Origin of the sequence: Nesterenkonia halophila (assembly GCF_009467795.1) — a bacterium.
GTDB lineage: Bacteria > Actinomycetota > Actinomycetes > Actinomycetales > Micrococcaceae > Nesterenkonia > Nesterenkonia halobia.
The window spans coordinates 15,547-41,090 of the sequence record NZ_WIAX01000007.1; the positions used below are offsets into that span (position 1 = coordinate 15,547).

The 25,544-nt window shown below is 73.3% G+C and carries 24 protein-coding genes; 16 read left to right on the forward strand and 8 right to left on the reverse strand.

Annotation, left to right across the window (positions count from 1 at the left end):
* Window positions 1–34 precede the first annotated feature (34 nt).
* The gene (locus GCL72_RS03290) at window positions 35–580 is read right to left on the reverse strand and encodes an NUDIX hydrolase (RefSeq protein ID WP_246160988.1); all 546 of its coding nucleotides are present in this window, start codon (window positions 578–580) and stop codon (window positions 35–37) included.
* A 175-nt stretch (window positions 581–755) separates the two neighbouring features.
* Here GCL72_RS03290 and GCL72_RS03295 point away from each other — a divergent pair, with 175 nt between their 5' ends.
* Window positions 756–2,180: a CCA tRNA nucleotidyltransferase gene (locus tag GCL72_RS03295; protein ID WP_153143295.1), complete on the forward strand. Its 1,425-nt coding sequence runs from the start codon at window positions 756–758 to the stop codon at window positions 2,178–2,180.
* Window positions 2,181–2,183: 3 nt separating this feature from the next.
* Here the strand turns inward: GCL72_RS03295 and pcaDC are convergent, their stop codons facing one another.
* The 6 genes from pcaDC to GCL72_RS03325 form a co-directional block, all read right to left on the reverse strand.
* Window positions 2,184–3,461 carry a bifunctional 3-oxoadipate enol-lactonase/4-carboxymuconolactone decarboxylase PcaDC gene (gene pcaDC, locus GCL72_RS09960; protein WP_211364954.1) on the reverse strand — a complete coding sequence of 426 codons (1,278 nt, stop codon included), beginning with the start codon at window positions 3,459–3,461 and terminating at the stop codon, window positions 2,184–2,186.
* Window positions 3,458–5,005, reverse strand: coding sequence for a lyase family protein (locus GCL72_RS03305; RefSeq protein ID WP_153143296.1), 1,548 nt, complete (start codon window positions 5,003–5,005; stop codon window positions 3,458–3,460). The genes pcaDC and GCL72_RS03305 overlap by 4 nt, the downstream gene beginning before the upstream one ends.
* Window positions 5,006–5,015: 10 nt before the next feature.
* Entirely contained in the window at window positions 5,016–5,684 is a 669-nt protein-coding gene (gene pcaG / locus GCL72_RS03310; RefSeq protein WP_153143297.1) for a protocatechuate 3,4-dioxygenase subunit alpha, read from the reverse strand.
* The gene (gene pcaH / locus GCL72_RS03315) at window positions 5,684–6,457 is read right to left on the reverse strand and encodes a protocatechuate 3,4-dioxygenase subunit beta (protein ID WP_153143344.1); all 774 of its coding nucleotides are present in this window, start codon (window positions 6,455–6,457) and stop codon (window positions 5,684–5,686) included. Before pcaH ends, pcaG begins: the two co-directional genes overlap by 1 nt.
* 65 nt (window positions 6,458–6,522) lie before the next feature.
* Window positions 6,523–7,647, reverse strand: coding sequence for a 4-hydroxybenzoate 3-monooxygenase (locus GCL72_RS03320; protein WP_153143345.1), 1,125 nt, complete (start codon window positions 7,645–7,647; stop codon window positions 6,523–6,525).
* 265 nt (window positions 7,648–7,912) lie between these two features.
* Window positions 7,913–8,686 carry an IclR family transcriptional regulator gene (locus tag GCL72_RS03325; RefSeq protein WP_153143298.1) on the reverse strand — a complete coding sequence of 258 codons (774 nt, stop codon included), beginning with the start codon at window positions 8,684–8,686 and terminating at the stop codon, window positions 7,913–7,915.
* Window positions 8,687–8,819: 133 nt separating this feature from the next.
* On the opposite strand from GCL72_RS03325, the gene GCL72_RS03330 reads away from it, so the two are divergent.
* The 4 genes from GCL72_RS03330 to GCL72_RS03345 all read left to right on the forward strand — a co-directional run bounded on the left by GCL72_RS03330 (window position 8,820) and on the right by GCL72_RS03345 (window position 12,465).
* Complete coding sequence (locus tag GCL72_RS03330; protein ID WP_153143299.1) at window positions 8,820–10,055, forward strand: thiolase family protein; 1,236 nt, start codon at window positions 8,820–8,822, stop codon at window positions 10,053–10,055.
* Window positions 10,056–10,080: 25 nt separating this feature from the next.
* Window positions 10,081–10,749: a 3-oxoacid CoA-transferase subunit A gene (locus GCL72_RS03335; protein ID WP_153143300.1), complete on the forward strand. Its 669-nt coding sequence runs from the start codon at window positions 10,081–10,083 to the stop codon at window positions 10,747–10,749.
* Window positions 10,749–11,483 (forward strand): CoA-transferase, encoded by a 735-nt coding sequence (locus GCL72_RS03340; RefSeq protein ID WP_153143301.1) that lies wholly within the window; start codon window positions 10,749–10,751, stop codon window positions 11,481–11,483. The genes GCL72_RS03335 and GCL72_RS03340 overlap by 1 nt, the downstream gene beginning before the upstream one ends.
* A gap of 100 nt (window positions 11,484–11,583) precedes the next feature.
* Window positions 11,584–12,465 (forward strand): IclR family transcriptional regulator domain-containing protein, encoded by an 882-nt coding sequence (locus tag GCL72_RS03345; RefSeq protein WP_153143302.1) that lies wholly within the window; start codon window positions 11,584–11,586, stop codon window positions 12,463–12,465.
* Here the strand turns inward: GCL72_RS03345 and GCL72_RS03350 are convergent.
* Window positions 12,429–13,829 (reverse strand): glycosyltransferase family 87 protein, encoded by a 1,401-nt coding sequence (locus tag GCL72_RS03350; protein WP_153143303.1) that lies wholly within the window; start codon window positions 13,827–13,829, stop codon window positions 12,429–12,431. The genes GCL72_RS03345 and GCL72_RS03350 overlap by 37 nt on opposite strands.
* A 155-nt stretch (window positions 13,830–13,984) precedes the next feature.
* Between GCL72_RS03350 and GCL72_RS03355 the strand changes: the two genes are divergently transcribed.
* The 11 genes from GCL72_RS03355 to rplI all read left to right on the forward strand — a co-directional run bounded on the left by GCL72_RS03355 (window position 13,985) and on the right by rplI (window position 24,641).
* Window positions 13,985–15,070, forward strand: a complete 1,086-nt coding sequence (locus tag GCL72_RS03355; RefSeq protein WP_153143304.1) for an inositol-3-phosphate synthase — start codon at window positions 13,985–13,987, stop codon at window positions 15,068–15,070.
* Between the two features lie 139 nt (window positions 15,071–15,209).
* Complete coding sequence (locus GCL72_RS03360; RefSeq protein WP_153143305.1) at window positions 15,210–16,478, forward strand: DUF418 domain-containing protein; 1,269 nt, start codon at window positions 15,210–15,212, stop codon at window positions 16,476–16,478.
* A gap of 113 nt (window positions 16,479–16,591) precedes the next feature.
* On the forward strand, window positions 16,592–17,554 hold the full coding sequence (locus GCL72_RS03365; RefSeq protein WP_153143306.1) for an ABC transporter ATP-binding protein: 963 nt from the start codon (window positions 16,592–16,594) through the stop codon (window positions 17,552–17,554).
* Window positions 17,554–18,507 carry an ABC transporter permease subunit gene (locus tag GCL72_RS03370; protein ID WP_153143307.1) on the forward strand — a complete coding sequence of 318 codons (954 nt, stop codon included), beginning with the start codon at window positions 17,554–17,556 and terminating at the stop codon, window positions 18,505–18,507. The genes GCL72_RS03365 and GCL72_RS03370 overlap by 1 nt, the downstream gene beginning before the upstream one ends.
* Before the next feature lie 75 nt (window positions 18,508–18,582).
* Window positions 18,583–20,094 (forward strand): sensor histidine kinase, encoded by a 1,512-nt coding sequence (locus GCL72_RS03375; RefSeq protein WP_153143308.1) that lies wholly within the window; start codon window positions 18,583–18,585, stop codon window positions 20,092–20,094.
* Window positions 20,095–20,179: 85 nt separating this feature from the next.
* A complete protein-coding gene (locus GCL72_RS03380; RefSeq protein WP_170289548.1) occupies window positions 20,180–20,947 on the forward strand; it encodes a response regulator in 768 nt (255 codons plus the stop codon).
* Window positions 20,948–21,107: 160 nt separating this feature from the next.
* A complete protein-coding gene (locus GCL72_RS03385; RefSeq protein WP_153143310.1) occupies window positions 21,108–22,475 on the forward strand; it encodes a M18 family aminopeptidase in 1,368 nt (455 codons plus the stop codon).
* 408 nt (window positions 22,476–22,883) lie between these two features.
* Window positions 22,884–23,183 (forward strand): 30S ribosomal protein S6, encoded by a 300-nt coding sequence (gene rpsF, locus GCL72_RS03390; protein ID WP_153143311.1) that lies wholly within the window; start codon window positions 22,884–22,886, stop codon window positions 23,181–23,183.
* A gap of 69 nt (window positions 23,184–23,252) precedes the next feature.
* Window positions 23,253–23,813 (forward strand): single-stranded DNA-binding protein, encoded by a 561-nt coding sequence (locus tag GCL72_RS03395; RefSeq protein ID WP_153143312.1) that lies wholly within the window; start codon window positions 23,253–23,255, stop codon window positions 23,811–23,813.
* A 100-nt stretch (window positions 23,814–23,913) separates the two neighbouring features.
* Window positions 23,914–24,153: a 30S ribosomal protein S18 gene (gene rpsR, locus GCL72_RS03400; RefSeq protein WP_010525624.1), complete on the forward strand. Its 240-nt coding sequence runs from the start codon at window positions 23,914–23,916 to the stop codon at window positions 24,151–24,153.
* Window positions 24,154–24,188: 35 nt separating this feature from the next.
* Window positions 24,189–24,641 (forward strand): 50S ribosomal protein L9, encoded by a 453-nt coding sequence (gene rplI, locus GCL72_RS03405; RefSeq protein ID WP_153143313.1) that lies wholly within the window; start codon window positions 24,189–24,191, stop codon window positions 24,639–24,641.
* The last annotated feature ends 903 nt before the right edge of the window (window positions 24,642–25,544 follow it).

A 25,544-nucleotide genomic window follows, 5' to 3' on the forward strand; every position in this document is an offset into this window, starting at 1 on the left:
TCGACGGGGCGCGCGGCGGCCGCCCCGCCGCCGGTCAGAGCGTGTCGTCGATGACCTGCCGGGCGGTGGTGACGATGCGGCGCTCGTTCGGGAAGGACAGCCGGCGCTCGAGCTGGTCCAGGGCGACCCAGGCGACGTCGACGGCCTCGTGGTCCGGGTCGTTCTCCGTGGTCAGCTCCCCGCCGACGGCCTCCAGCAGGAAGTGGTGGACCGTCTTGTGCACCCGATGGGTCGGCACGGTGAACCAGTACTCGATGCTGCCCAGCGACGTGAGCACGCTGCCCGAGATCCCGGTCTCCTCCTCGACCTCGCGCACCGCTGCGGAGGCGTGGTCCTCGGGGCCCTCGGGATGGCCCTTGGGCAGGCACCACTCGAGCCGGCCGCCGCGGTTGTAGCGGGCGATGATCGCGACCTCGAAGCCGGAGACGGCCGGGCGGATCACCACGCCGCCGGCGCTGACCTCCTCCACAGTCGGCAGCCCCCCGGCGTGGCGTCCGGACCGGTCCGCCGACGCGCGTCGCGCGCCCACTGACGCCGTCAGCGGGGTGCAGCGTTCGCCGCCGGCTCCGGTTCCTGTCATGAACACCACTCTAGCGCTCGCAGATCGTGGGCCCGCGTCGACGTCGCCGCGGTCCGCGCCGACCGGCGCGCTGGTGGGCGACCCGCCGACGTCGCGGCGTCGAGGAGGTCGTCGACGCCGGCGCCGGAGCGTTCCAGAGGCTGCGCGGAGCGGCTGTGCGAAACTGTTCCACGTCATGCCTTATCTTCCCGCTGGATTCCCCGACGGCGCCTGGGTGCCGGACGTCGTCGTCGCGCTCGGAGAACAGTTCGCCGCCCACGGCCACGAGCTCTCGCTGGTCGGCGGGCCGGTCCGCGATCTCTTCCTGGGGCGAAGCTCGCCGGACCTGGACTTCACCACCGACGCCGACCCGGACCAGATCATCGCCGCGGTCTCCGGCTTCGCCGACGCCCACTGGGACATCGGCCGCGACTTCGGCACCATCGGGATCCGCAAGGGCGACGACATCCTCGAGGTGACCACCTACCGCGCCGAGGCCTATGACCCGGACTCCCGCAAGCCGCAGGTCAGCTTCGGCTCCCGGCTGGAGGACGACCTGGTCCGCCGCGACTTCACCGTCAACGCGATGGCGCTGCAGCTGCCGAGCTTCGAGTTGGTCGACCCGCACGGCGGGGTGCGCGACCTGGTGGCGAAGCACCTGCGCACTCCCGGCACCCCGGAGGCGTCCTTCTCCGACGACCCGCTGCGGATGATGCGCGCGGCCCGCTTCGCCTCCCAGCTGGGCCTCGACGTCGCCGTCGAGGTCCGCGAGGCGATGACCGCGATGGCCGACCGGCTGGAGATCGTCTCCGCCGAGCGCGTCCGTGAGGAGCTGGTCAAGCTGATCACCGGCGCGCATCCGCGGCAGGGGGTGGACCTGATGGTGGAGACCGGGCTGGCCGACGTCGTCCTCCCCGAGATCCCGGCGCTGCGGCTGGCCGGCGACGAGCACCACCGGCACAAGGACGTCTACCAGCACTCCCTGCAGGTGCTCGAGCAGGCCGTGGACCTGGAGACCGACGCAGACGGTCCGGTGCCGGGGCCGGACTTCGTCCTGCGCTTCGCCGCGCTGATGCACGACGTCGGCAAGCCGCGGACCCGGCGCTTCGAGCCCGGCGGGGCGGTGAGCTTCCGCCACCACGACGTCGTCGGGGCGAAGATGACGCGCAAGCGCATGCAGGAGCTGCGCTTCGACAAGGACTCCATCAAGGCCGTCGGCCGGCTGGTGGAGCTGCACATGCGCTTCTACGGCTACGGCGACGCCGGCTGGAGCGACTCGGCGGTGCGGCGCTACGTCACCGACGCCGGCGACCAGCTCGAGCGGCTGCACCGGCTGACCCGCTCGGACGTGACCACCCGCAATCGGAAGAAGGCCGCGCGGCTGGACCGGGCCTACGACGACCTCGAGCAGCGCATCGCCGAGCTCGCCGAGCAGGAGGAGCTGGCCCGGATCCGCCCGCATCTGGACGGCGAGCAGATCATGGAGATCCTCGGAATCTCCCCGGGCCCCGACGTGGGGAAGGCCTACCGCTTCCTGCTGGAGCACCGGATGGACCACGGCCCGATCGCACAGGACGAAGCCGAGCGGCTGCTGCGCGACTGGTGGGCCGAGCAGGAGTGAGCCTCAGCCGGCGTCGTCGTCCTCGTCCAGCACTCGCTGCCCGATGCTGAAGGCGGTGTTGGCCGCCGGCACGCCGCAGTAGATCGCCGCCTGCAGGAAGACCTCCTTGATCTCCGCGACGGTCATCCCGTTGCGGCGGGCCGCGCGGACGTGCATCTCCAGCTCCTCCCAGTAGCCGCCGGCGATCAGCGCGGTGAGCGTGATCGCGCTGCGGGTGGTCCGCGGCAGCCCGTCCCGCGTCCAGATGCTCCCCCAGGCGTAGTGGGTGATCAGCTCCTGGAAGTCGGCGGTGAAGTCGGTGGTCCGGGCTTGCGCGCGGTCGACATGCGCGTCGGAGAGCACCTCGCGGCGCACCCGCATGCCGGCGTCGTGGGGGTCGCCGGGGAGGCGCTCGGCGACGGCTCCGCCGGGCACCGTGCCGGACGTCCCGCCGGAGGAGGCCTCTCCCTCGGCGAGGAACGGGGCGAGCAGCTCGCGGAGCAGCCGCGCGGTCTCCTCCGGGGCCTCGGCGGGCACCAGATGCGCGGCGCCGTCGACGACGACGCTGCGCCCCTGCGCGGCACCTGCTGCGACAGCCTCGGCATCGGCGGGCGGGGTGACCGCGTCGTGGACGCCGGCCACCGCCAGCAGCGGATCGGTGATCTCGCCCAGCCGCTCGCGCAGGTCGAAGGCGGCCAGCGCGCGGCAGGCGTGGGCATAGCTGTGCCGGTCGGCGTGCTGCAGGCTGTGCAGCAGGTTCGTCGCGATCCGCGGCTGGGCGGCGAGGAACCCGGGGGCGAACCAGCGTTCGGTCGATCCGGCGACCATCGTCGGGGTGCCGGCCCGCTCGACCAGCTCGGCGCGCTCGTGCCAGGACTCGGCGGTGCCGAGGCGCGCCGCCGAGCAGAACATCGCCAGCGCGTCGGCCAGGCCCGGCCGGTCCGCGCCCAGCTGCAGGGTCACCGCGCCGCCCAGCGAGACGCCGGCGACGGCGAGTCCGGCGGAGGCGTCGACGACGCCGCGGAAGCACAGCCGCTCGATCATCGTGGCCACCGCCGCGGCGAGCTCGGCGACGCTGAAGCTCTCCGCGGCCGGGGCTCCGACTCCATGGCCGGGCAGGTCCCAGCCGATGACCTGCACACGCCCGCGCAGATGCGGCACCGCCGGCTCCCACAGCTCGCGCACGCCGGTCCCGAGCGAGGGGCCGACGATCAGCGTCGGCCGGGGCCCCGCGGATCCCGGCGCGTCGGCGGCGTCCTGCGGGGCGGTCAGCAGTGTGGGGGTCAGCTCGGGGATGCTCACAGGTCCTCCTGGGGGCGGGCGGAGTCGGGAACGTCGTCGCGGATCCGGCGGGCGGCCTCGGCGCGCAGCCGGTCGACCATCTCCGGCGCGCGGCCGAGGTAGTCGGCGGGGTCCAGCAGGCGGTCCAGCAGCGCGTCGAGTCCGGCGGCGTCGAGCCCCGCCTGCTCGAGCCGGTCGGCGGAGGCCCGCCGTCGGACCAGGTCCCGCAGAGCGCCGTGGGCACTGTCGGCGTCGTCGACGCCCGCGGACTCGCGGATCAGCGCGCTCGCCTCCTCGCGGCCGCCGTCGAGCAGCTCCGCCAGGGCGGGGACGAGGCGCTCGCCGAGCAGGCCCTCGCCGGTGAGCGTCAGATTCGCCCGCATCGCCGCGGCGTCCACGGTCATCCCCTCGGCCAGCTCGGCGACCTGGGCGGCGGCGCCGGCGGTCGCCTGCAGCAGCTGCTGCAGCGCGGTCCACTCGGCGTGCCAGGCGCCGTCGGGCCGCTCGTCGACGGCCGTCCCGGCCGCGGAGACCAGGCGTGCCAGATGGTGCGGCGCCTCCAGGGCGGTCTCGCGCAGCAGCACCGAGAGCACCGGATTGCGCTTCTGCGGCATCGCTGAGGAGCCGCCGCGTCCGGCTCCCGCGGGCTCGCGGACCTCGGCGATCTCCGGCCGAGCCAGCTGCAGCACGTCGGCGGCCATCGTCCCGGTCGCCGCGGTGACTTCGGCCAGCGCCGAGCCCAGTCGGGTGATCGGCGCCCGAGCGGTGTGCCAGGGGGCCGACGGCGTGCGCAGCCCCAGCCGCTCGGCCAGCGCATCGACGAGGTCCTCGACGGCGACGCCGGTCGCCGGCGCGGCCCCGCTCCCAGACTCGGGCGCGGCCTCAGCTCGGGAGGTCCCGGCCAGCCGGTCGGTCAGCGCCGCCTGGGTGCCCGCCGCCCCTCCCCACTGCAGCGGCAGATCGGCGGTGACGACGTCGAGCGCCTCGGCCGCCTCGGCCAGGCTGCGCAGCCACTGGGCTGCGCGCAGCCCGAAGACCGTCGGCAGCGCGTGCTGGGTCAGCGAGCGGGCCACGCAGAGGGTGTCGCGATGGGCGCCGGCGAGCTCGTCCAGTGCCGCCGCGGCGCGGTGCAGGTCCCTCCGCAGCGCCGCCGCCGTGCGCCGGGCGACCAGCAGCAGCGCCGTGTCCAGCACGTCCTGGCTGGTCGCGGCCAGATGCAGCGTCTCCCCGGCCCGAGCGGCCCCGTCGGCGCGCAGCCCGGCGCGCAGCTCGGCCAGCAGCGGGATGACCGGGTTGCCGCCGCTGCGGGAGGCTGCGGCCAGGCCGGCGAGGTCGAAGTCCTCGGCCCGGGCGCGCCGGGCCACGGCCGCGGCGTCGGCGGGGTCGATCACGCCCTGCTCGCCGAGCACCTGCGACCAGGCGGCCTCGACGTCGAGCATGGCCTGCAGCACGGCGGCGTCGCCCGCCTGCGCGGCCGCCGGGGAGCCGGCCGAGGCCGGACGCAGCAGGCCGACGTCGGCGGTGCCGGAGACGGAGGCAGAGGCAGAGGCGTGCGAGGTGCTCATGCCGGCCAGCCTACTGAGCTCCGGCGTCGCCGGTCCCCGCGCGTCCGTGCGGGCTCTGGCCGGGCGAGGCGGCGTCGTCGGGATCGTGATGGTGCGGGAACGCGAGGAACACCGTCTCGCCCTCGCCCTGCAGCCGGATGTCGAAGCGCAGCGCGCCGTCGGGCTCGCGGACGCCGATCAGCGTCTCCCGGCGGTCCGGCTCCAGCGAGGAGAGCAGCGGATCGGCGGCCAGCGCCGCGGCGTCCTCGGGCAGGTAGACGCGGGTGTGCAGGTGGTTCATCAGTCCGCGGGCGAAGACGGCGACGGCGATGAACGGCGCCTTCCCCGGCTCGGTGGCTCCGGGGTCGACTGTGGTGAAGGTGTAGCGGCCGGCGTCGTCGACGCCGGTGCGGCCGAAGCCGGTGAACGTGTAGCCGTCGCGGACCAGCGAGCCGGTCTCGCGGGGGACCCTCCCGTGCTCGTCGGGCTGCCAGATCTCGATCATCGCGTCCGGCAGCGTCTGTCCGGCGCCGTCGGTGACGGTGCCGTAGAGCCGGATCGAGCGCGGATGGCCGGGGGCCAGCAGCTCGCCGTCCTGCGCGTAGGGCAGCGCGTAGCCGAAGAACGGGCCCACGGTCTGGCCCGGGGTGGGCACCAGCTGGTCGTCGGCGGCGCGGGTGCTCTCGTGGTGGCTGCTCATCAGTGCTCCTCCGCCTCGGCGTCGTCCTCGGTCCAGGTGCGGTCGCCGCCGGTGAGCACGATGTCCCAGCGGTAGCCGGTGGCCCATTCGTGGCTGGTCAGCGAGTGGTCGTAGACCGCGACCAGCCGGTCGCGGGCGCGCTGGTCGGTGATCGACTGGTAGATGGGGTCCAGGTCGAACAGCGGGTCGCCGGGGAAGTACATCTGGGTGACGATCCGCTGGGTGAACTCCGTGCCGAACAGCGAGAAGTGGATGTGCGCCGGGCGCCAGGCGTTGTGGTGGTTCTTCCACGGGTACGGCGCGGGCTTGATGGTGGTGAACCGATACTCGCCGTCGTCGCCGGTGATCACCCGGCCGACGCCGGTGAAGTTCGGGTCGATCGGCGCGGGATGCTGGTCGCGCTTGTGCACGTAGCGGCCGGCGGCGTTGGCCTGCCAGACCTCGACGAGCTGGTTGCGCACCGGACGGCCGTCGCCGTCGAGCACCCGGCCGGCGACGACGATGCGCTCGCCGATCGGCTCGCCGTCGTGCTGGATGGTCAGGTCGGCCTCCAGCGGATGCACGTCGCGCTCGCCGAAGGCCGGGCTGACCAGTTCGATGGTCTCCGGATCGGCATGGTGCAGGCTCTTGGTCGGATGGCGCAGCAGCGAGGAGCGGTAGGGCGGGAAGTTCCGTCGCGGCTGCGTCTCGGGGGTCTCGCCGGCGGCGACGGCGTCGCGGTGCTGCTGATGGATGGCGGCGATCTCGGCCGACAGCGTCTGCTGCGACTCCATCGTCGCGGCCGGATCCAGGGGCGGGGGCTGTACGTCCACGTCGGACTCCTCTCGGGGCGGGGCGGTCAGGTGTTCGGCCAGCCGGTGTAGCACTCGGCCAGGTGCTGCATCCCGCCCGGGGAGCTGGTCAGCGTCTCCAGCTCGCCGAGCGCCCGGCGGATGCTGAACGGGTCGGCGTCGGGCGGCGTGTGCAGCATCGCGGTCATCCAGGAGGAGAAGTGCTGGGCCCGCCAGATGCGGCGCAGCGCCTTGTCGGAGTACGCGTCCACCGGGCGGACGTCGCCGTCGACGTACCAGGCGGCCAGCGCCTCGCCGAGCAGCGCGACGTCGGCCAGCGCCAGGTTCAGCCCCTTCGCCCCGGTGGGCGGGACGGTGTGGCCGGCGTCGCCGGCGAGCAGCAGCCGGCCGTGGCGCAGCGGCTCGCGCACGAAGGAGCGGAAGGGCAGCACCGTCTTCTCCAGGATCGGCCCGGTGGCCAGCTCGAAGCCGTCCGCGCCGGCCACCCGGCGCTGCAGCTCCGACCAGATCCGGTCCTCGCTCCAGTCGGCGACGTCCTCCTCCGGGTCGCACTGGAAGTACATCCGCTGCACGGTCTCCGAGCGCTGGGAGATCAGCGCGAAGCCGTGCGGGGAGTTGGTGTAGATCAGCTCCGCCGCGCTCTTCTCCGCCTCGGCGAGGATGCCGAACCAGGCGAAGGGGTAGCTGGTGCGGTAGTCCTGGGCGCCGTCGACGGCCCGGCGGCAGAGGCTGCGCGAGCCGTCGGCGCCGACGATGACGTCGGCGACGATCTCGTGCTCGACGCCCTCGGCGTCGGTGCAGGTCAGCCGGGGACGCTCAGTCTCGAGGTCGGCCAGCGCGGTGACCGTCCAGCCGAAGCGCACGTCGCCGCCGTCGCGGGCGCGGGTCGCGGCCAGGTCCACGAAGACCTCGTTCTGCGGGTAGAGGGTGACCGTCGCGCCGACCAGCTCGTGGAAGTCCAGCGGGTGGGACTCTCCGGCGAAGCGCAGATCGATGCCGGTGTGCTCGTCGCCGAGGCTGCGCACCCTCGAGTCCACGCCGGTCTCGGTGAGCAGCCGCACTGCCTGGTCCTCCAGGATGCCGGCGCGATGGGTGGTGCGGATCTCCTCATGCGTGCGGGCCTCGAGGACGATGGACTCCACGCCGGCGCGGGCCAGCAGATGCGAGAGCATCAGCCCGGCGGGGCCGCCGCCGACGACGGCGACCTGGGTGGTCTCGGCGGATGCGGCGGGCACGGGGAGCACCTCCTGAGGCGGAGCCGGGCGGTCGGGGCCGGCCGGGGCCGGTCGGGGCCGATCGACGAGGCGTCCGGCCCCGATCAGTGTGTGGTGCGGAGCACAGCGGCGGCGAACCGCATCTCGTTGAACGAGATCGCCGAGGTGGCGCAGGCCGACGGCGGGCGGTCCGGCGGTGCGGCGGCGCTCCCCGCGCCGCGGCTCAGCCGCGGGCGTCCAGGGCGTCGGGGTCGAGGGAACTGGCCGCGAGGGCGCGGGAGATGCCGCGGGCGGCGGTGCGCAGGACCATCAGGGCCGAGGGCAGCACCTCGGAGTCCCGCGGGACCACGATCCCCACGGCGGCGGTCGCGCGGCCGCGGGAGTCCAGGATCGGGGCGGCCGCACCGGTGGTCTCCGGGTCGAGGAAGCCGTCGAAGGTCGCGCAGCCGTGCTGGCGGATATGGGCCAGCTCCCGGCGGATGTCGCGGTGGTGGGCGGCGAGCTCCGCGGCTCGGCGCTCCAGGAGGTCCTCGCGCACCGAGTCGGCGGCGTGGGCCAGCAGCACCATGCCCAGGCTGGTCCGGTGGACCGGCAGGCGCTCGCCGACATGCGCCTGATTGATCGCCGCCCCCGGCCGCGAGAGGCGCTCCAGCACGAGCACCTCGTCCTCATGGAGGATCCCCAGCTGGGTGTGCTGCCGGATGACCTGGTTGACGTCCTCGAGGTACGGCTGGGCGATCCGGCTGAGGTCCGCGGCCGAGGAGGCGCGGGCGGTGAGCTCCCACAGCCGCAGCCCCAGCGAGATCCGTCCGTCGTCGTGCTGGCTCAGCAGTCCGTGCTCCACCAGCTGGCGCACCAGGCGATAGGCGGAGCTCCGCGGCAGGTCCGCGCGCCGGGCCATCGCGCCGACGCTGAGCCGGGCGTGCCGGCTGTCGAAGGTCTCGAGCACCCGCACCAGGCGGTCGACGACGGCGTCGCCGGAGGGGGAGTTGGCCATGGGGCGACTGTATCGGTGCCCGACGGGTTGCCGAGTGAGGCTCCTCACCCGTAATGTTCGTCCTACGTACGCATGTGCGCAAGACGAACTTCCCGGCGCTTCGTCGGGCGGACGCTCCGAAGGAGGGGATCGCATGCCCGAGACCTGGCTCTACGACGCCGTGCGGACGCCGTTCGGTCGGATCGGCGGCGACCTCGCGGGCCGCCGGCCCGACGATCTGGCCGCGCACCTGGTCTCCGCGCTGATCGAGCGCGCTCCGACGCTCGGCGGTCCGGGCGACGCCGGCGTCGTCGACGAGGTCGTCCTCGGCAACGCCAACGGCGCCGGCGAGGAGAACCGCAACGTCGCCCGGATGGCCGCGCTGCTGGCCGACATGCCCGTCTCGGTGCCCGGCACCACGGTCAACCGGCTCTGCGGCTCCTCGCTGGACGCGGCGATGCAGGCCTCCCGGCAGATCGACCTCGGCGAGGCCGACCTGATGCTGGTCGGCGGCGTCGAGTCGATGTCCCGCGCGCCCTGGGTGCTGCCCAAGACCGAGAAGCCCTACCCGGCCGGCGACGCCCAGCTGTCCAGCACCACACTGGGCTGGCGGCTGGTCAACCCGCGGATGGCCGCGGAATGGACCGTCTCGCTCGGCGAGGCCACTGAGCAGCTGCGCGAGAAGCACGGGATCACCCGGGAGGACCAGGACGCCTTCGCCGCCCGCTCCCACCGGCTGGCCGCCGACGCCTGGGAGCAGGGACGCTATGACGAGCTGGTGGTCGCGGTGCCCGGCCGGCGGGCCAAGGATGCGCCGATCACCGCCGACCAGAGCATCCGGCCGGAGACGAGCGTCGAGACGCTGGCCGAGCTGCCCACCGTCTTCCGCCGCGAGGACCCCCAGGCCACCGTCACCGCCGGCAACGCCTCGCCGATGAGCGACGGTGCGGCGGCCGCCTGGCTGGGCTCGGCCCGGGCCGCCGAGCTGCTCGGCCGCGACCCGGTCGCGCGGATCGTCGGCCGCGGCGCCGCCGCCGTCGAGCCGCAGTACTTCGGCGAGGCCCCGGTGCCGGCGGCCGAGATCGCGCTGCGCCGGGCCGGGCTGAGCTGGTCCGACGTCGGCGCCGTCGAGCTCAACGAGGCCTTCGCCGCCCAGTCGCTGGCCTGCACCCGGCAGTGGCTGGCCGCCGGGCTGGCCGACCTCGAGCTCGTCAACGCCTGGGGCGGCGCGCTGGCCCTGGGACACCCGCTGGGCGCCTCCGGAGCGCGCGTGCTCGGCACGCTGGCCGCCCGGATGCGCGAGGAGAGGGTCCGCCACGGGGTCGCCACGCTGTGCATCGGGGTCGGGCAGGGCCTGGCCGTGGTGCTGGAGAACCCCGACGCCGGCTGAGCCGGCGTCGCAGAGAGGAGAGACGATGAGAGCCCAACTGGCCGAGACCGCCGCGGAGGCGGTGGCCGGCGTCGAGGACGGCGCGACGGTGATGATCAGCGGCTTCGGGATTCCCGGGCAGCCGTTCGATCTGATCGACGCGCTGCTGGACTCCGGGGCGCGGGACCTGACGGTGATCAGCAACAACGCCGGCGGCGGCGACGGCGGCATCGCGCGGATGATCCACCAGCGCCGCGTGCGCCGGGTCGTCTGCTCCTTCCCGCGGCAGACGGACTCCTGGCACTTCGACGCGGCCTATCGCGCCGGCGAGGTCGAGCTGGAGCTGACCCCGCAGGGCAACCTGGCCGAGCGCATCCGCGCCGCCGGCGCCGGCATCGGGGCCTTCTACACGCCCACCGGCTACGGCACGCGGCTCGCCGAGGGCAAGGAGACCCGCGTCATCGACGGGGTGGACCATGTGCTGGAGTTCCCGCTCGCCGCCGACGTCGCGCTGGTCTCCGCCCATCGCGGCGACCATGCCGGCAATCTCGTCTACCGCAAGACCGCCCGCAACTTCGGTCCGATCATGGCCGCGGCGGCGTCGACGACCATCGTCGAAGTCGACCGGATCGTCGAGACCGGTCAGATCGACCCGGAGACGGTGGTCACCCCCGGCATCTATGTCGACACCCTCGTCGAGGTCAGGAGGAGCTGATGAACCCGCACCAGCAGGATCCCGCACAGGCGCCGGCGGGGGACACCGCCGAGCCGCTGGACCGTGACCAGCTGGCCGCCGTCGTCGCCGCCGACATCGCCCCCGGGTCGGTGGCGAACCTGGGCATCGGCCAGCCCACGCGGGTGGCCAACCACCTCGCCGCCGAGCAGGACGTCACGCTGCACACGGAGAACGGCATGCTGGGCATGGGCCACGAGGCCGTCGACGACGAGATCGACCCCGACCTGGTCAACGCCGGCAAGGTCCCGGTGACCGAGGCCGAGGGGGTGAGCTACTTCCACCATGCCGACTCCTTCGCGATGATGCGCGGCGGGCATATCGACGTCTGCGTGCTCGGCGCCTATCAGGTCTCGGTCGGCGGGGATCTGGCCAACTGGCACACCGGCGACCCGGAGGCGATCCCCTCGGTCGGCGGCGCGATGGACCTCGCCGTCGGCGCGCAGCGGACCTGGGTGATGATGAAGCTGTTCACCAAGGACGGGCAGGCCAAGCTCGTCGAGGCGCTGAGCTACCCGGCCACCGGGCTGGGCTGCGTGAGCCGGGTCTACACCGAGTACGCCGTCTTCGACATCGAGCCCGGACGATCCGGCGGCGACGGCGCTGCCGACGACGGCGGCCGCGAGCCGACGGTGCGGGTGCGCTCGGTCCACGGCGTCGACCGCGAGCAGCTCGCCGCCTGGCTGCCGGCGACCGTGGAATGCGGCGAGCGATGACCGCGCCGTGGACGGGGCCCGCCGCGGGCATGCGGGCTCCCCGTGCGCGCCCCTCTACGATGGAGCGGTGACGGTCCCCACCGTCTGAGAGGAGTCCCCCATGGCCGAGGCCGACGCCGCCGGGGCGGCCGAGCCCTCCGCGGACCGCCCGCAGGATCCTGCCGGAGACCCCGCCGCGGATCCCGAGGCGACGCCCGCCGCGTCCGGGCAGTTCGTCCAGTCGCTGGCCCGCGGGCTGGCGGTGATCCGCACCTTCGACGCCGATCATCCGCAGATGACGCTCACCGAGGTCGCCGCACGGGCCGGGCTCTCCCGCGCGACCGCCCGGCGGCTGCTGCACACGCTGGTCTCGCTGGGCTACGTGCGCGGCGACGGGCGGCAGTTCGAGCTCACCGCCGCCGTCCTCCAGCTCGGGTACTCCTACCTCTCAGGACACAGCCTCTCCCAGCTGGCGCAGCCGGTGCTCGAGGAGCTCTCCGCCGCCGTCGATGAGTCGGCCTCGGTCTCCGTGCTCGACGGGGCGGAGATCGTCTACACCGCCCGGGTGCACACCCGCCGCATCATGCGGGTGGGGATCAGCATCGGCTCGCGCTTCCCCGCCCAGGCGACATCGATGGGCCGGGTGCTGCTGGCCGGGATCGGCGTCGAGGAGGGGATGAGCCGGCTGGCCGGCCGGTCGCTGGAGGCGCTCACCGAGCGCACGCTCACCGACCCTGACCAGCTGCGCGCCGTGCTCGAGCAGGTCGCCGCCCAGGGCTGGGCGCTGGTCGACCAGGAGCTGGAGCCGGGGCTGCGCTCGCTGGCGGTGCCGGTGCACGGGGCCGACGGCGCCGTCGTCGCGGCCCTGAACGTCTCGATGAGCACGGCCCCGAGGGCGCCGCACGGCGATCTCAGCGCCGAGGAGGCCGTCGCGCGGCTGCTGCCGTCGCTGCGCCGCGCCGCCGATCAGCTCGAGGAGACCCTCCGCGCGGCCGCGGGGTGAGCCGTCGGCTCCTGCTCCGACCGGACCGCATCCTGCTCCGGCCGCATCATGTCGCGGACGACGACGGCCATGATCCACACTGTCGCGGCCATGTGCCCCAGCACGGCGGCGACGTAGACGACGTCGTCCATGGTGTGGCGGGTCTCGAAGTCGGAGGTGAGTGCGGCCAGGTGCATCCAGACGGCCCAGAAGTGCGCCGCCTCCAGGGCCTGCCAGATGATCGCATCCCGCCAGCGCGGGGCGGCCAGCGCGATCAGCGGCACCAGCCAGATCATGAACTGCGGCGAGTAGACCTTGCTGACCAGCAGGAAGGCCGCGACGATCAGCAGCATCAGCTGGGCGGCGCGCGGTCGGCGCGGCGCGGCGAGGCCCAGCACCAGCACCCCGGCGCAGGCGGCGACGAACAGCCCCAGGGCCGCGAGGCTGACCAGCTCGGCCGAGGGCCCCGAGCCGCCGTTCGCCTCGGCGATGAGCTGCCAGACGTACCAGGGCGAAGAGTAGCCGACGCCGCGCTCGGCGGAGAAGACGAAGAACTCGCTCCAGTTCTCCCAGCTGATCAGCATCGCCGGGATGTTCAGCCCCAGCCAGACCCCCGCCGTCGCCGCCAGCGTGCGTCCGAAGCGGCGCAGCCCGATCCCGTCGTCGCGCAGCGCCAGCACCAGCAGCGCGCCCAGCAGGAACAGCGGGAAGAGCTTGAAGGAGACGCCGACGGCGATCAGCGCCCCGGCGGCCAGGTCGCGGCCGCGCAGGTGGCAGAGCAGCGCCAGGATCATCGCCGTCGTCGCCCAGAGGTCCCAGTTGATCCCGGCGCCGAGGATGATCGCCGGCGAGGTCGCCACGATGGCCGCATCCCAGCGTCGTCGGCCGGCGGCGGCCATCACCGCCAGCACCAGCACGATCCACGCCGCCGCGAGCCCCAGGAAGGTGACGTCCCAGTAGAGCAGCGAGCTGCGCTCGCCCCACCAGTCGAGCATCGGGGCCAGCGCGCCGACGGCGCCGTCGATCCCGGAGGTGAGCACCGCCGCCAGCGAGGCGACCAGCCCGGTGAGCACCGGGTATTCGAAGGAGCCGCCGTCGAGGAAGGGCGTCCAGGCCGCGGCGTCGAAGCCGCGGTGGGAGTAGAGCGCGGCGACGTCGGAGTAGCAGCCGGCCAGGTAGACCGCGTCGCCGCCCCAGCCGTGGGCGCGGCAGTGCTGCATGGACAGCACCGAGAGCAGGATGCTGACCAGCGTCATGGCCACCAGGATCCGCGGGACCGTCCAGAAGCGGCCGCGGCCGGGGTCGCCCAGTCGGCGGCCGGCCGGTCCGCCGAGGCGGTCGGAGAGCTGCCGGATCAGCGGATCGGAGCGGGTGGGGGCGTCCATCGCCTCCACGATAGGCGCTGCGCGGCCGACGGCCGGGCAGGCCCGGCGGGCGATCTGTGCCTCGCCGCGGCGGCTCTGAGGTGCGGGACCGGGGAATAGAATCGCCGTCGGCAGTGTCGGACATCACGTCCCCATCGACGAACCGAGGAGCGCCTGTGTCCCCCAACCCCGTCCGCGTCGCCGTCGCCGGCGTCGGCAACTGCGCCTCGTCCCTGATCCAGGGCGTGGAGTACTACCGCGAGGCCCGCACCGACGACGACGTCCCCGGCCTGATGCACGTGCAGTTCGGCGAGCACCACATCGCCGACGTGCAGTTCGTCGCCGCCTTCGACGTCGACGCGGAGAAGGTCGGCCTGGACCTCTCCGCGGCCATCCACGCCTCGCAGAACAACACCATGACGCTCGCCGAGGTCCCGCACGCCGGAGTGACCGTCCAGCGCGGCCCCACCCTCGACGGGCTGGGCCGCTACTACCGCGAGACCATCGACGAGTCCTCCGCCGAACCGGTCGACGTCGCCGCCGCGCTGCGCACCGCGGAGGTGGACGTGCTGGTGATCTACCTGCCGGTGGGCTCGCAGGAGGCGACCGAGCACTATGTCCAGGCCGCCCTCGACGCCGGCGTCGCCGTGGTCAACGCACTGCCGGTGTTCATCGCCAGCACCGAGGAGTGGGCGCAGAAGTTCGTCGCCGCCGGACTGCCGATCGTCGGAGATGACATCAAGTCGCAGATCGGGGCGACGATCACCCACCGCGAGCTGGCCGCGCTCTTCGAGTCCCGGGGGGTGACGCTGGACCGGACGCACCAGCTCAACGTCGGCGGCAACATGGACTTCAAGAACATGCTCGAGCGCGAGCGGCTGGAGTCGAAGAAGACCTCCAAGACGCAGGCGGTCACCTCCAACACCTCCGCCGAGCTCGGCGCTGGGGATGTGCACATCGGCCCATCGGACCACGTGCAGTGGCTCGACGACCGCAAATGGGCCTATGTCCGCCTGGAGGGGCGCACCTTCGGCGACGCCCCGGTGGCGCTGGAGTACAAGCTCGAGGTCTGGGACTCGCCGAACTCCGCCGGAGTGATCATCGACGCGGTCCGCGCGGCGAAGATCGGCCTGGACCGCGGCCTCGCCGGGCCGCTGACCTCGGCGTCGAGCTACTTCATGAAGTCTCCGCCGGAGCAGCTGCATGACACCGTCGCCCGGGAGCATGTGGAGGCCTTCATCCGCGGCGAACGCGAGCGCTGAGCGGCTCCCCCTGCATCGAGCGGCGGCTCCCCGCGGCATCTCCCCGTCGACACGCCGTGTCGTGGGGGCAGATCGAGCGGGGAGCCGCCACCCGATGGACGGGGACGGTGGGGCCCCGCGTCACCTCTAGGCTGGGGCCATGAGTCCGGCCCCGAAGCCTCGTCCCTCGGCCGAGACCCGGCCGCGCCGCCTGCCCGCCGTCGACGCGCTGCGGGCGCTGGCCCTGCTCGGGATCCTCGCGGTCAACATCTGGTTCTTCGCCGACCCGGTCCGGCTGATCGGCGGCGAGCCGACGACGCCGGCGGAGAGCACCGCCGATCAGCTGGTCGAGCTGGTCGTCACCGTGGTCTTCGAGGCGAAGTCCTATGTGCTCTTCTCCTTCCTCTTCGGCCTCTCCTTCGTCCACCAGCAGGCCGCCGCCCGGCGCGCCGGCGCCTCGGAGACCGGACGGACGCTGCGTCGGATGCTGGTGCTCGCGGTGCTCGGCGTGGTGCACGGGATCCTGCTCTTCGCCGGCGACATCCTGCTGACCTACGCGATCCTCGGGGTGCTGCTGCTGGCGCTGCGCGGGATGCGCGCCCGCACGGCGCTGGCGCTCGCCGTCGTCGTCGCCGCCGGCTTCTCCCTGGTGATCCTCGGCTTCGGGGTGCTCGCGACGCTGCTCGCCGGCACGCCGGGGTTCGCCGCGGCGATGCCGGAGTCCCCCGACGCCGCGGCCGCCGTCGCCTCCTACACCGGACCGGTGCCCGAGTACCTGGCCTTCCAGCTGGCCCGGTGGGCCGCGCTGGCGCCGTCGATCCTCCTCGGCCAGGGGATCATGGCCTTCGCCGCCTTCCTCGTCGGCCTCGCCGCGGCCCGCGCCCAGGTGCTCGAGCGCATCCTCGACCGGTCGGCCGCACGCCCGGCGGCGACCGGGCGGCTGGTCGCGATCCTGCTGCCGAGCCTGCTGGTCGGGGTCGCGCTGTCGACGACGGCGGCGGTGCTGCGCCACGGACTCCCCGGGGCGCCGACGACGCCGGATCCGGCCGAGAGCCTGCTGTCCTCCGGGATGAGCCTGGTCGCCGGGCCGATCCAGGCGACCGGCGCGACGGTCCTGGTCCTGCTGGTGCTGCGCAGCCGACCCGGCGCCCGGCTCATCGCCGCGCTGGCCCCGGCGGGACGGATGACGCTGACCAACTACCTGGGCCAGTCGCTGGTGCTCGCGCTGCTCTTCTCCGGACTCGGCCTCGGACTGGCCGGCGAGGTCCCCGGCGTCGTCGTCGGTCTGCTGGTCCTGGGGATCTGGGGCGGGCAGCTGCTGGTCTCGGCGCTGTGGATGCGTCGGTTCCGCACCGGTCCGCTGGAGACCCCGCTGCGCGCGATCACCTACGCCGACCGGCGCCGGACCGCCCCTCCGCCGGAAGGATGACGGCGGGCTCCCGCCGGCGTCGCTCGTCCCGGACAAGATCCCCCCGCAGGGTGAGGACCGACGGCGCCGCGCGGCATAGCGTGGATCTGGAGATCACACGGGAAGGGAGATCCATGATCACCGCAGAATCCCTGACGAAGACCTACGGGAGCACGACCGCGGTCGACGACGTCAGCTTCACCGCCGAGCCGGGGCGCGTCACCGGATTCCTGGGGCCCAACGGGGCCGGGAAGTCCACCACGATGCGCATGGCCATGGGGCTGGACCGCCCCACCCACGGGTCGATCACCGTCAACGGCCGCCGGATGGTCGAGCACCGCGCCCCGCTGCGCGAGGTCGGCGCAGTCCTCGACGCCGGCGCGACCCACCCGGGCCGCACCGGCCGGCAGCACCTGCAGGTGCTGGCCGCCACCCACGGGATCGGCCGGCGGCGCGTCGACGACGTCATCGAGCTGACCGGCATGGACTCGGCGGCGACCAAGCGGATTGCCGGCTACTCGCTGGGCATGAACCAGCGGCTGGGCATCGCCGCCGCGCTGCTGGGCGACCCGGCCACGCTGATCTTCGACGAGCCGGTCAACGGCCTCGACCCGGAGGGCGTGCGCTGGGTCCGGCAGATGGTCCGTCAGCTCGCCGCCGAGGGCCGGACGGTCTTCATCTCCTCGCACCTGATGGCCGAGATGGCCCAGACCGCCGATCACCTGGTGGTGCTCGGCCGCGGCAGGGTGCTCGCCGACATGCCCATCCAGGACCTCATCGACGCCTCGGGCGAGGCGCGGGTGCTGGTGCGCTCGCAGGACGCCTCGACGCTGATGAACGCGCTGTCGGCCCAGGACGTCACCCTCGTCGCCCGCGACGCCGAGACCTTCGAGGTCACCGGCCTCGACGCCCGCACCGTCGGCCGTCGGGCCCAGGATGTCGGCGCGGTGCTGCACGAGCTCACCCCGCTGCAGTCCTCGCTGGAGGACTCCTACATGAAGCTCACCGACCACGCGGTCCAGTACCGCAGCGGGGCGGCCGTCGCCGACGTCGCCCCGGCCGATGCCGCTGCCGCCGCCCCGGAAGGAGTGCGCTGATGACCCCGCAGACTACCGCCGATCGACTGAACACCAGTTCCATGGACTCCCCCGGCACCGGAGCGGTCGCGGCGACCGGCTCACCGACGTCCTCGGCGACGTCGTCCGTCGAGGGTCGGCTGAGCTTCCCCCGCGCGCTGCGCGCCGAGCTGATGAAGATCCGCGTGCTGCGCTCCAGCTGGTGGCTCTCCGGCATCGCGCTGGTGCTCATGGTCGGCTTCACCGGACTGGCCCTGCTGTCCTACAACGCCATGCGCTCCGTGCAGCAGGGTTCGTCGGGCGCCCAGATGCCCGAGTCGAGCGACGCGGAGCTGATGCGCCAGCTGCTCACCTCCGGCACCGGCGGGCTGACCTTCGCCGGAATCCTGCTGGGCTGCGTGGGCATCATCGCGATCTCCTCGGAGTTCGGCACCGGATCGATCCGCTCCTCGATGAGCGCGGTCCCCGGCCGCGGGCTGTTCGCGGCCGCGAAGATGACCGCCGTGGCGATCACCGCCGCCGTCGTCGGCGCGGTGCTGGTCGTCGCCTCCACGGCGGTCATCCTGGCCTTCGCCGCCGGCGAAGGGCTGCTCGGCGCCGCCGACACCGGCGAGATCATGCAGTCGGTGCTGACGAACTGGCTGTCGATGATCGTCGTGACGCTGCTGGCCTGCGGGCTGGGACTGCTGCTGCGCAGCACGGCCGGGGCGATCGTCACGCTGACGATGTTCCTGTTCGTGGTGCAGATCGCGCTGGGCATCCTCTCCGGCATGACGCAGAACGCCGAGTTCGTCCAGTTCCTGAGCACCTGGGAGTTCGGCAACCTGCTCACCAGCCTCACCCAGCTGAGCGAGCCCACCGGTGAGGACTACGACCTCTCGGTGACCACCGGCACTGCGATCCTCGGGCTGCTGGCCTGGCTGGCCGCGGTGATCGTCCCGGCGGCGGTGCTGTTCCAGAAGAGGGACGTGTGAGCCGGCCCTGCTCGGCGGCGGCGGAGGGCGGCCGCCGGCTGATCCCCGCCGCCGACGCCCAGTAGGCTCTTGACCATGGAGTCCGTGTCCACAGCCCGCGGCGGCGCAGCGCACGACGGCGTCGCCGCCGATCCGGCCGTCGGCCCGGCCGAGGTGAGGCAGCCGCCGGGCTGGGACCAGCTGGCCATGGTGCGCCAGCGCGGGGTGCGCGGCTGGTTCCGCCGCCACCCACGGGTGATGAACCTGACCGTCAGCGGGATCTATCTGCTGGTCGCCGCCTGGACGCTGCCGGTGGCCTTCCTCGACATCGGGGCCGAGGCCTGGGGTGTGGCCGCCGCCTGCGGCGCCATCACGCTGCTGCTGCTCGCCCGGCACCGGTGGCCGCTGGTCATCACCATGCTGGTCACCGCCGCCGAAGCGTCGAGTCTCTGGCTCTACCCCTGGCAGGGCGCCCAGATGCTGGGAACCTGCTTCGCGCTCTACTGCGTCGGCCTGCATCGCGGACTGCGCACCGCGATGATCACCGCGGTGCTGGCGATCGGCCTGGGGTACACGCCGATGCTGCGCTTCGACGCCTGGCAGCAGGCGCATCCCGACGCCGACTTCTGGCACGAGTTCTTCCCGGTCTACTCGAGTCCGCAGGAGGCGGTGCTGCCGTCGGTGGCGATGATGCTGCTGGCGGGCATCCTCTCCGGCGGCATCGGCGCTTCGGTGCGCCGCGGCCGTGAGCATCAGCGGGAGATTCTGGAATGGGCTCGTCGCGCCGGCGACCTGGCCCAGCTGGGCGAGCGCAATCGGATCGCCCGGGAGATGCACGACGTCGTCGCCCACTCGCTGTCGGTGATGATCTCGCTGGCCGACGGCGCCCGGGTGGTCTCCCGCCGTGACCCGGACCGGGCCGAGGAGGTCCTCGGCGAGCTCTCCTCGACCGGGCGTACGGCGCTGGCCGACATGCGCCGGGTCATCGGCGTGCTCCGGCAGGGCGAGGACGTGGAGAGCGCCCGCCGGCCGGCGCAGGAGTCGCTGGACGAGCTCTTCGAGGGCTTCCGTCGCGTGGGCCTGCCGCTGACGGTGACCATCTCCGGCCCGCCGCTGCCCGAGGACGCGGCCTTCGAGCTGACCGTCCACCGGATCATGCAGGAGGCGCTGACCAATGTGCTGCGCTACGGTCGACGGGTCACCGACGTGCAGGTCAGCATCGAGCACGATCCCGGCCACGACGCCGACGAGCGCGCCCGGCACGAGGAGCAGGGGCTCTCCGTCGAGGACCAGCGAGCTCTGGGACTCTGCCCCGAGGGGCAGGTGGTGCTCACCGTCGCCGACGACGGCCTGCCGCCCGACCAGGGGACCCCGCGCGAGTCGGTCGGCTCGGGGCAGGGCATCCGCGGCATGGGGGAGCGGGCCGGCTTCTACCGGGGATCGGTCTATGCCGGGCCGCGGGCCGGCCGCGGCTGGGTGGTCCGGGCGGTGCTCGAGCCGCCCCGGCAGCCGGAGAGCGGCGCCCGGGGCGGGCCCGCGACGACGAACGAGGGGAATGATCAGGGGACTGATGCGGGGAGCGACGAGGGGGGCCACGATGGACGATGAGACCCAGGGCGAGGCGTCCGGCGCCGAGAGTCAGGGTGCCGGGAGTCCGGGCGCCGCGGAGCGGCTCGAGGGGCCGGTGCGCGTGATGCTGGTCGACGACCAGCACCTGCTGCGCATGGGGTTCCGGCTGATCCTCGAGGGCGAGGACGACGTCGACGTGGTCGGCGAGTCCGCCGACGGCGTCGAGGCGTTGGAGACGCTGCGCGGCCAGCGGCCGGAGACCCGGCCGCATGTGGTGCTGATGGACGTGCGGATGCCGCGCATGGACGGCATCGAGGCGACCCGGCGGATCGTCGAGGAGTTGCCCGAGGTGCGGGTGATCATCCTGACCACCTTCGACGTCGACGAGTACGCCTTCTCCGGGCTGCAGGCCGGGGCCAGCGCCTTCCTGCTCAAGGACGTCGCCCCGGAGGATCTGGTCAGCGCGGTGCGTGTGGTCTCGGAGGGCGACGCCGTCGTCGCCCCGCGGATCACCCAGCGGCTGCTGGAGACCTATGTGCGCTCGCCGGAGGAGCGCGGCGAGGCGCCGGCGGCGCTCCGGTCGGCGGCGCCGTCGTCGGCCCCCGTCGCAGAGCCCCCGGACGCGGCGGACGACGCCGAGCGGAGCCGGCCCGACGGCGCGCGGATCGCCGCGGCCCTGGACGACGGCGTGGTGCGCGAGCCGCTGACCCAGCGCGAGGCCGAAGTGCTCTTCGCCGTCGCCGAGGGGCTGTCCAATGCGGAGATCGCCGCCCGGCTCTTCCTCTCCGAGGCCACGGTGAAGACCCATGTGCGGCGCATCCTCACCAAGCTGCAGCTGCGCGACCGCGTGCAGGCGGTGGTCTACGCATACCAGACGGGGCTGGTGCGGTGAGCGCGGAGGCCGCCCGGGGCGGGGCGGCGCATCGAGCGGCCACTCGTGACGAGGAATGACCCGCGTCCAGGGCCGCGCCGCCCGGAACTCTCGTCATCGGCGGCCACTCGATGCCGGAGTACGGCTGAGCACCTCGACCGCCCCGGCATAGGATGAGCCCATGTCTGAGAACAGCTCCGCGACACCGTCCGTGCCCGGCCCCGGTCCGCGCGACGTCGACGCCCTGGTCGAAGACCTCGGCGCCTTCGTGACCGCGGCGCCGTCGTCGTACCACGCCGCCGCCGAGGCCGCGCGCCGACTGACCGCCGCCGGCTTCACCCGGCTCGACGAGCAGCAGGACTGGCCGACGGCGCCGGGGCGCTACCTGGCGGTCCGCGACGGTGCGGTCCTCGCCTGGATCGTGCCGGAGGCGGCGACGCCGACCACTCCGCTGCGCATCCTCGGCGCGCACACCGATTCGCCCGGCTTCAAGCTCAAGCCCAAGTCCACAGTGGTCTCGCACGGCTGGGTGCAGGCCGGCACCGAGGTCTACGGCGGGCCGCTGCTGAACTCCTGGCTGGACCGCGAGCTGGTGCTGGCCGGGCGGCTGGTCACCCGCGACGGCGCGACCCGCCTGGCCGCCACCGGCCCGGTCGTGCGCATCCCGCAGCTGGCCATCCACCTGGATCGGCAGGTCAACGACGGGCTGACGCTGGACAAGCAGGCCCACACCGGTCCGGTGCTCTCCGTGGCCGCCGACGCCGAGGCCGCCGCCTCCGCCGACGTGCTGGGCGTGGTGGCGGAGTCCGCCGGCGTCGACCCGGCCCAGGTGGACGGCTACGACGTCGTCGTCGCCGACGCCCAGGCCCCGGCCCGCTTCGGCGCCGGCCGCGGCGGCCGCGGGGAGTTCCTCGCCTCGGGCCGGCTGGACAACCTCTCCTCCGTGCACGCCGGCGTCGTCGCGCTCGAGCAGGCGGCGGCGCAGCTCGAGCGCGGCGAGCAGGGTGCGGCGATCCCGATGCTGGCGGCCTTCGACCACGAGGAGCTGGGCTCGGCCTCGCGCTCGGGCGCGGCGGGGCCGTTCCTGGAGGAGGTCCTCGCCCGCATCCAGGAGGGTCTCGGGGCGACGGCCGGCCAGCGGGCGCAGGCGCTCGCGGCCTCCTGGCACCTCTCCTCCGACGCCGGCCACGCGGTGCACCCGAACTACCCGGGCCACCACGACCCGGCGAACCGGCCGCTGCCCAACGGCGGGCCGCTGCTGAAGATCAACGCGAACCAGCGCTACACCACCGACGCCCCCGGCGCGGCGATGTGGGCGCAGGTCTGCCGCGCCGCCGGCGTGCCGAGTCAGGAGTTCGTCTCGCACAACGCGATCCCCTGCGGCTCGACGATCGGGCCGATCACCGCCACGCGGCTGGGCATCCGCACCGTCGACGTCGGGATGCCGCTGCTGAGCATGCATTCGGCCCGCGAGATGTGCGGCGTCGACGACGTCGCCCACCTGCGGGATGCGGTCGCGGCGTTCTTCACCGCCGAGCTGAGCGCCTGAGGCGCGGTCCGGGCCGGTTCGGGAGTCCCTGCTCCCGGGATCCCCGAGTCTTCGCAGGAGCACCGTGATGGAGCACGGTGATCCTGCGGGAGCACGGGGATCGACGGCGCGACGGCGGGTCTGACTTCGAGTCCCGAGGCGCGCGCCGGACAGGGCGGACGCCCCGGAGTCCGCCCGCCCCGCCGCGCTCCTGCACAGGGGTTCCGCCGGCGACGGCGCCCGGTTAGTGTCGAAGGCGCAGACCCGGTAGCATGGTGCAGGTTGTCTGCCGACCGATGCCGCCTGCCCTCCGGCATGAGCGGCGACGGCGCGGAACCCTCCGCGCCGCGGCGGCGACAGCACACGCAGAGAGAACCTCCTGTTACGGAAGGCCCGTGACCGCAAGACCGAAGGAGGTGGGTTCACACAATGCGTCACTATGAACTGATGGTGCTCGTCGACCCCGAGGTGGACGAGCGCACCGTGGAGCCGACCCTGGCCAAGTACATGGAGATCGTCAAGCGCGACGGCGGCTCCGTGGAGGGGATCGACGTCTGGGGACGTCGTCGCCTGGCCTACGAGATCAAGAAGAACAACGAGGCCGTCTACGCCGTCGTCGACTTCCACGCGACCCCGGACTCGGCTGCCGAGCTCGACCGTCTGCTGCGCCTGAACGAGACGATCATGCGCACCAAGATCATCCGTCCCGAGGACCAGCGCGTCGCCTGATCCTCTGCACGGACCGGCTCCTCCGCGAGCCGATCCACCTGTCAGGCACCCCCTTCTTAGGAGCTGAACATGGCCGGCGAGACCATCATCACCGTTGTCGGTAACCTGACGGCGGACCCGGAGCTGCGCTTCACCCCCTCGGGTGCGGCCGTCTCGAACTTCACCATCGCTTCCACGCCGCGGTTCTTCGACCGCCAGGCCAACGAGTGGAAGGACGGCGAGACGCTGTTCATGCGCTGCTCCCTGTGGCGGGAGGCGGCGGAGAACGCCGCCGAGTCGCTCACCAAGGGCACCCGCGTGGTCGCCCAGGGTCGCCTCAAGGCCCGGTCGTTCGACACCAAGGAGGGCGAGCGTCGCACCGCCTGGGAGCTCGACGTCGACGAGATCGGCCCCTCGCTGCGCTTCGCCACGGCGAGCGTCACGCGCCAGGGCCGCGGCGGCGGAGGCTTCAACGGCGGAGGACAGTCCGGCGGAGGCTTCGGCGGCGGCGCACCGGCCGGCGGCGGCTTCGGCGGCGCCCCGCAGCAGTCCTCCGGCGGCTTCGGCGGCGGCGCCTCCGACCCGTGGGGCGGCCAGCCCTCCGGCGGCGGAGGCTGGGACACGCCTGACAGCAACGAGCCCCCCTTCTGATCCGGCGCTGACCGGAGCGGAGGGCCCACGGCTCATCCACACCACATCCACCATCCCGCAGGATCACCTGCGGGCTCCGATCCAGTGAAGGAGCACCACGATGGCAAAGGCTGACGTCAAGAAGCCGAAGCCCAAGGCGAACCCGCTGAAGGCTGCAGACATCACGGTCATCGACTACAAGGACACCGCCCTGCTGCGGAAGTTCATTTCCGACCGAGGCAAGATCCGTGCGCGCCGCGTCACCGGCGTGACCGTCCAGGAGCAGCGCAAGATCGCCCAGGCGATCAAGAACGCTCGTGAGATGGCCCTGCTGCCGTACTCCGGCGCAGGCCGCGGCTGATCCTCAGACTGTCTGGGAAGGAAAGGAACACAGATATGGCAAAGCTCATCCTGACTCAGGAAGTCACCGGTCTGGGTGCCGCGGGCGACGTCGTCGACGTCAAGGACGGCTACGCGCGCAACTACCTGCTGCCGCAGGGCTACGCGATGGCGTGGTCCAAGGGCGGCGAGAAGGACGTCGAGCGGCTCCGTGCGGCTCGTCGCGCCCGGGAGATCGAGACCGTGGAGGAGGCCCGCGCCGCGGCTGAGAAGCTGCAGTCGGCCCAGGTCACCATCTCGGTGAAGGTCGGCGAGAACGGCCGCCTGTTCGGCACCGTCGGCCCGGCCCACGTGGCCCAGGCCGTCGAGTCCGCCGGCCTCGGCTCGATCGACAAGCGCACTGTCGAGATCCCGCAGCGGATCAAGGCCCTCGGCGAGTACACCGCCACGGTCAAGCTGCACGCGGACGTCACCGCCTCGCTCGACCTGCAGGTCGTCGCGGAGAAGTGATGCGACGGGCCCGCCGGCGACTCCGGTGAGGGCCCGGCCGCCCATACGCCTCGGGCCCCGGAAGGATCCGTCCTTCCGGGGCCCGAGGTGTGTCCGGACGGGGTGCGCCCGGGCGGCATGACGTGCGGGATCGGATCGCCGGGCGTCCGGCAGAATCACGACGTCGCCCGTCGAGCCGGCGCCGGTCGGCCGGGGCCGCGCGGCCGTCCGCGGGCGGACGGCGCCGTGATTCCCTTCCCATCGCCGGACGCTCGGCGATCCGATGCTGTGTTCCGCCCGATCCTCGCGCGCCGCGCTGACCATCCGGCCGGCATCGAGCCGGTCCGGCGGATCGTCATGCTGCGGCCCGCGGCGTGCGCGGGGCCTCGTCGGCCTCGCCGCCGTCACTCGCACGACGGCGTGACTGCCGCCGTCGACTGCCGGCCGGTCGGGCTGGCCTGCGACCGGGCTCGGAGGACCGACGGTCACCGGTCGGGCGACCGCCGCACTCCCGAGACCGAGCCGGTCAGTGCAGCCGGTCGGCAGGTGGGCGGATGCACGCCGAAGGAGTCAGCCAATACCCGCCCTGCGAGTGGGGGATGTCAGACACCATATGGCGCGTCCGTGAGACTGGCAACAGGTCGCCGGGGCAAGCTTGTGGAGAACGTGTGAAGTGTGCGGCGTGTCCTGTGCACAACCCTGGGGACCCGCTGTGGATATTCATCCCCGCCATCCCCAGTAGTGCTTCTGACCTGGGGCGACGTGGCGTCACACCTGTGAATTCAGGATTTCTTCCCGTGGATGGAGTCGTGGAGGACAGTCCTTGCCGCGCCGTCCGCAGAGGGTGTATAAGCCTCTGGGGCGCCCATTATCCACAGGATCTCCACACTCTGGGCAGAGGTGTCGCGCCGGAGAGTGCGCTCC

Coding starts and splice junctions, on each gene's coding strand:
- GCL72_RS03290 (WP_246160988.1), bottom strand. CDS start 580: ATGACAGGAACCGGAGCCGGCGGCGAACGCTGCACCCCGCTGACGGCG.
- GCL72_RS03295 (WP_153143295.1), top strand. CDS start 756: ATGCCTTATCTTCCCGCTGGATTCCCCGACGGCGCCTGGGTGCCGGAC.
- GCL72_RS03305 (WP_153143296.1), bottom strand. CDS start 5,005: ATGAGCACCTCGCACGCCTCTGCCTCTGCCTCCGTCTCCGGCACCGCC.
- pcaG (WP_153143297.1), bottom strand. CDS start 5,684: ATGAGCAGCCACCACGAGAGCACCCGCGCCGCCGACGACCAGCTGGTG.
- pcaH (WP_153143344.1), bottom strand. CDS start 6,457: ATGGAGTCGCAGCAGACGCTGTCGGCCGAGATCGCCGCCATCCATCAG.
- GCL72_RS03320 (WP_153143345.1), bottom strand. CDS start 7,647: ATGCTCTCGCATCTGCTGGCCCGCGCCGGCGTGGAGTCCATCGTCCTC.
- GCL72_RS03325 (WP_153143298.1), bottom strand. CDS start 8,686: ATGGCCAACTCCCCCTCCGGCGACGCCGTCGTCGACCGCCTGGTGCGG.
- GCL72_RS03330 (WP_153143299.1), top strand. CDS start 8,820: ATGCCCGAGACCTGGCTCTACGACGCCGTGCGGACGCCGTTCGGTCGG.
- GCL72_RS03335 (WP_153143300.1), top strand. CDS start 10,081: ATGAGAGCCCAACTGGCCGAGACCGCCGCGGAGGCGGTGGCCGGCGTC.
- GCL72_RS03340 (WP_153143301.1), top strand. CDS start 10,749: ATGAACCCGCACCAGCAGGATCCCGCACAGGCGCCGGCGGGGGACACC.
- GCL72_RS03345 (WP_153143302.1), top strand. CDS start 11,584: ATGGCCGAGGCCGACGCCGCCGGGGCGGCCGAGCCCTCCGCGGACCGC.
- GCL72_RS03350 (WP_153143303.1), bottom strand. CDS start 13,829: ATGGACGCCCCCACCCGCTCCGATCCGCTGATCCGGCAGCTCTCCGAC.
- GCL72_RS03360 (WP_153143305.1), top strand. CDS start 15,210: ATGAGTCCGGCCCCGAAGCCTCGTCCCTCGGCCGAGACCCGGCCGCGC.
- GCL72_RS03365 (WP_153143306.1), top strand. CDS start 16,592: ATGATCACCGCAGAATCCCTGACGAAGACCTACGGGAGCACGACCGCG.
- GCL72_RS03370 (WP_153143307.1), top strand. CDS start 17,554: ATGACCCCGCAGACTACCGCCGATCGACTGAACACCAGTTCCATGGAC.
- GCL72_RS03375 (WP_153143308.1), top strand. CDS start 18,583: ATGGAGTCCGTGTCCACAGCCCGCGGCGGCGCAGCGCACGACGGCGTC.
- GCL72_RS03380 (WP_170289548.1), top strand. CDS start 20,180: ATGCTGGTCGACGACCAGCACCTGCTGCGCATGGGGTTCCGGCTGATC.
- GCL72_RS03385 (WP_153143310.1), top strand. CDS start 21,108: ATGTCTGAGAACAGCTCCGCGACACCGTCCGTGCCCGGCCCCGGTCCG.
- rpsF (WP_153143311.1), top strand. CDS start 22,884: ATGCGTCACTATGAACTGATGGTGCTCGTCGACCCCGAGGTGGACGAG.
- GCL72_RS03395 (WP_153143312.1), top strand. CDS start 23,253: ATGGCCGGCGAGACCATCATCACCGTTGTCGGTAACCTGACGGCGGAC.
- rpsR (WP_010525624.1), top strand. CDS start 23,914: ATGGCAAAGGCTGACGTCAAGAAGCCGAAGCCCAAGGCGAACCCGCTG.
- rplI (WP_153143313.1), top strand. CDS start 24,189: ATGGCAAAGCTCATCCTGACTCAGGAAGTCACCGGTCTGGGTGCCGCG.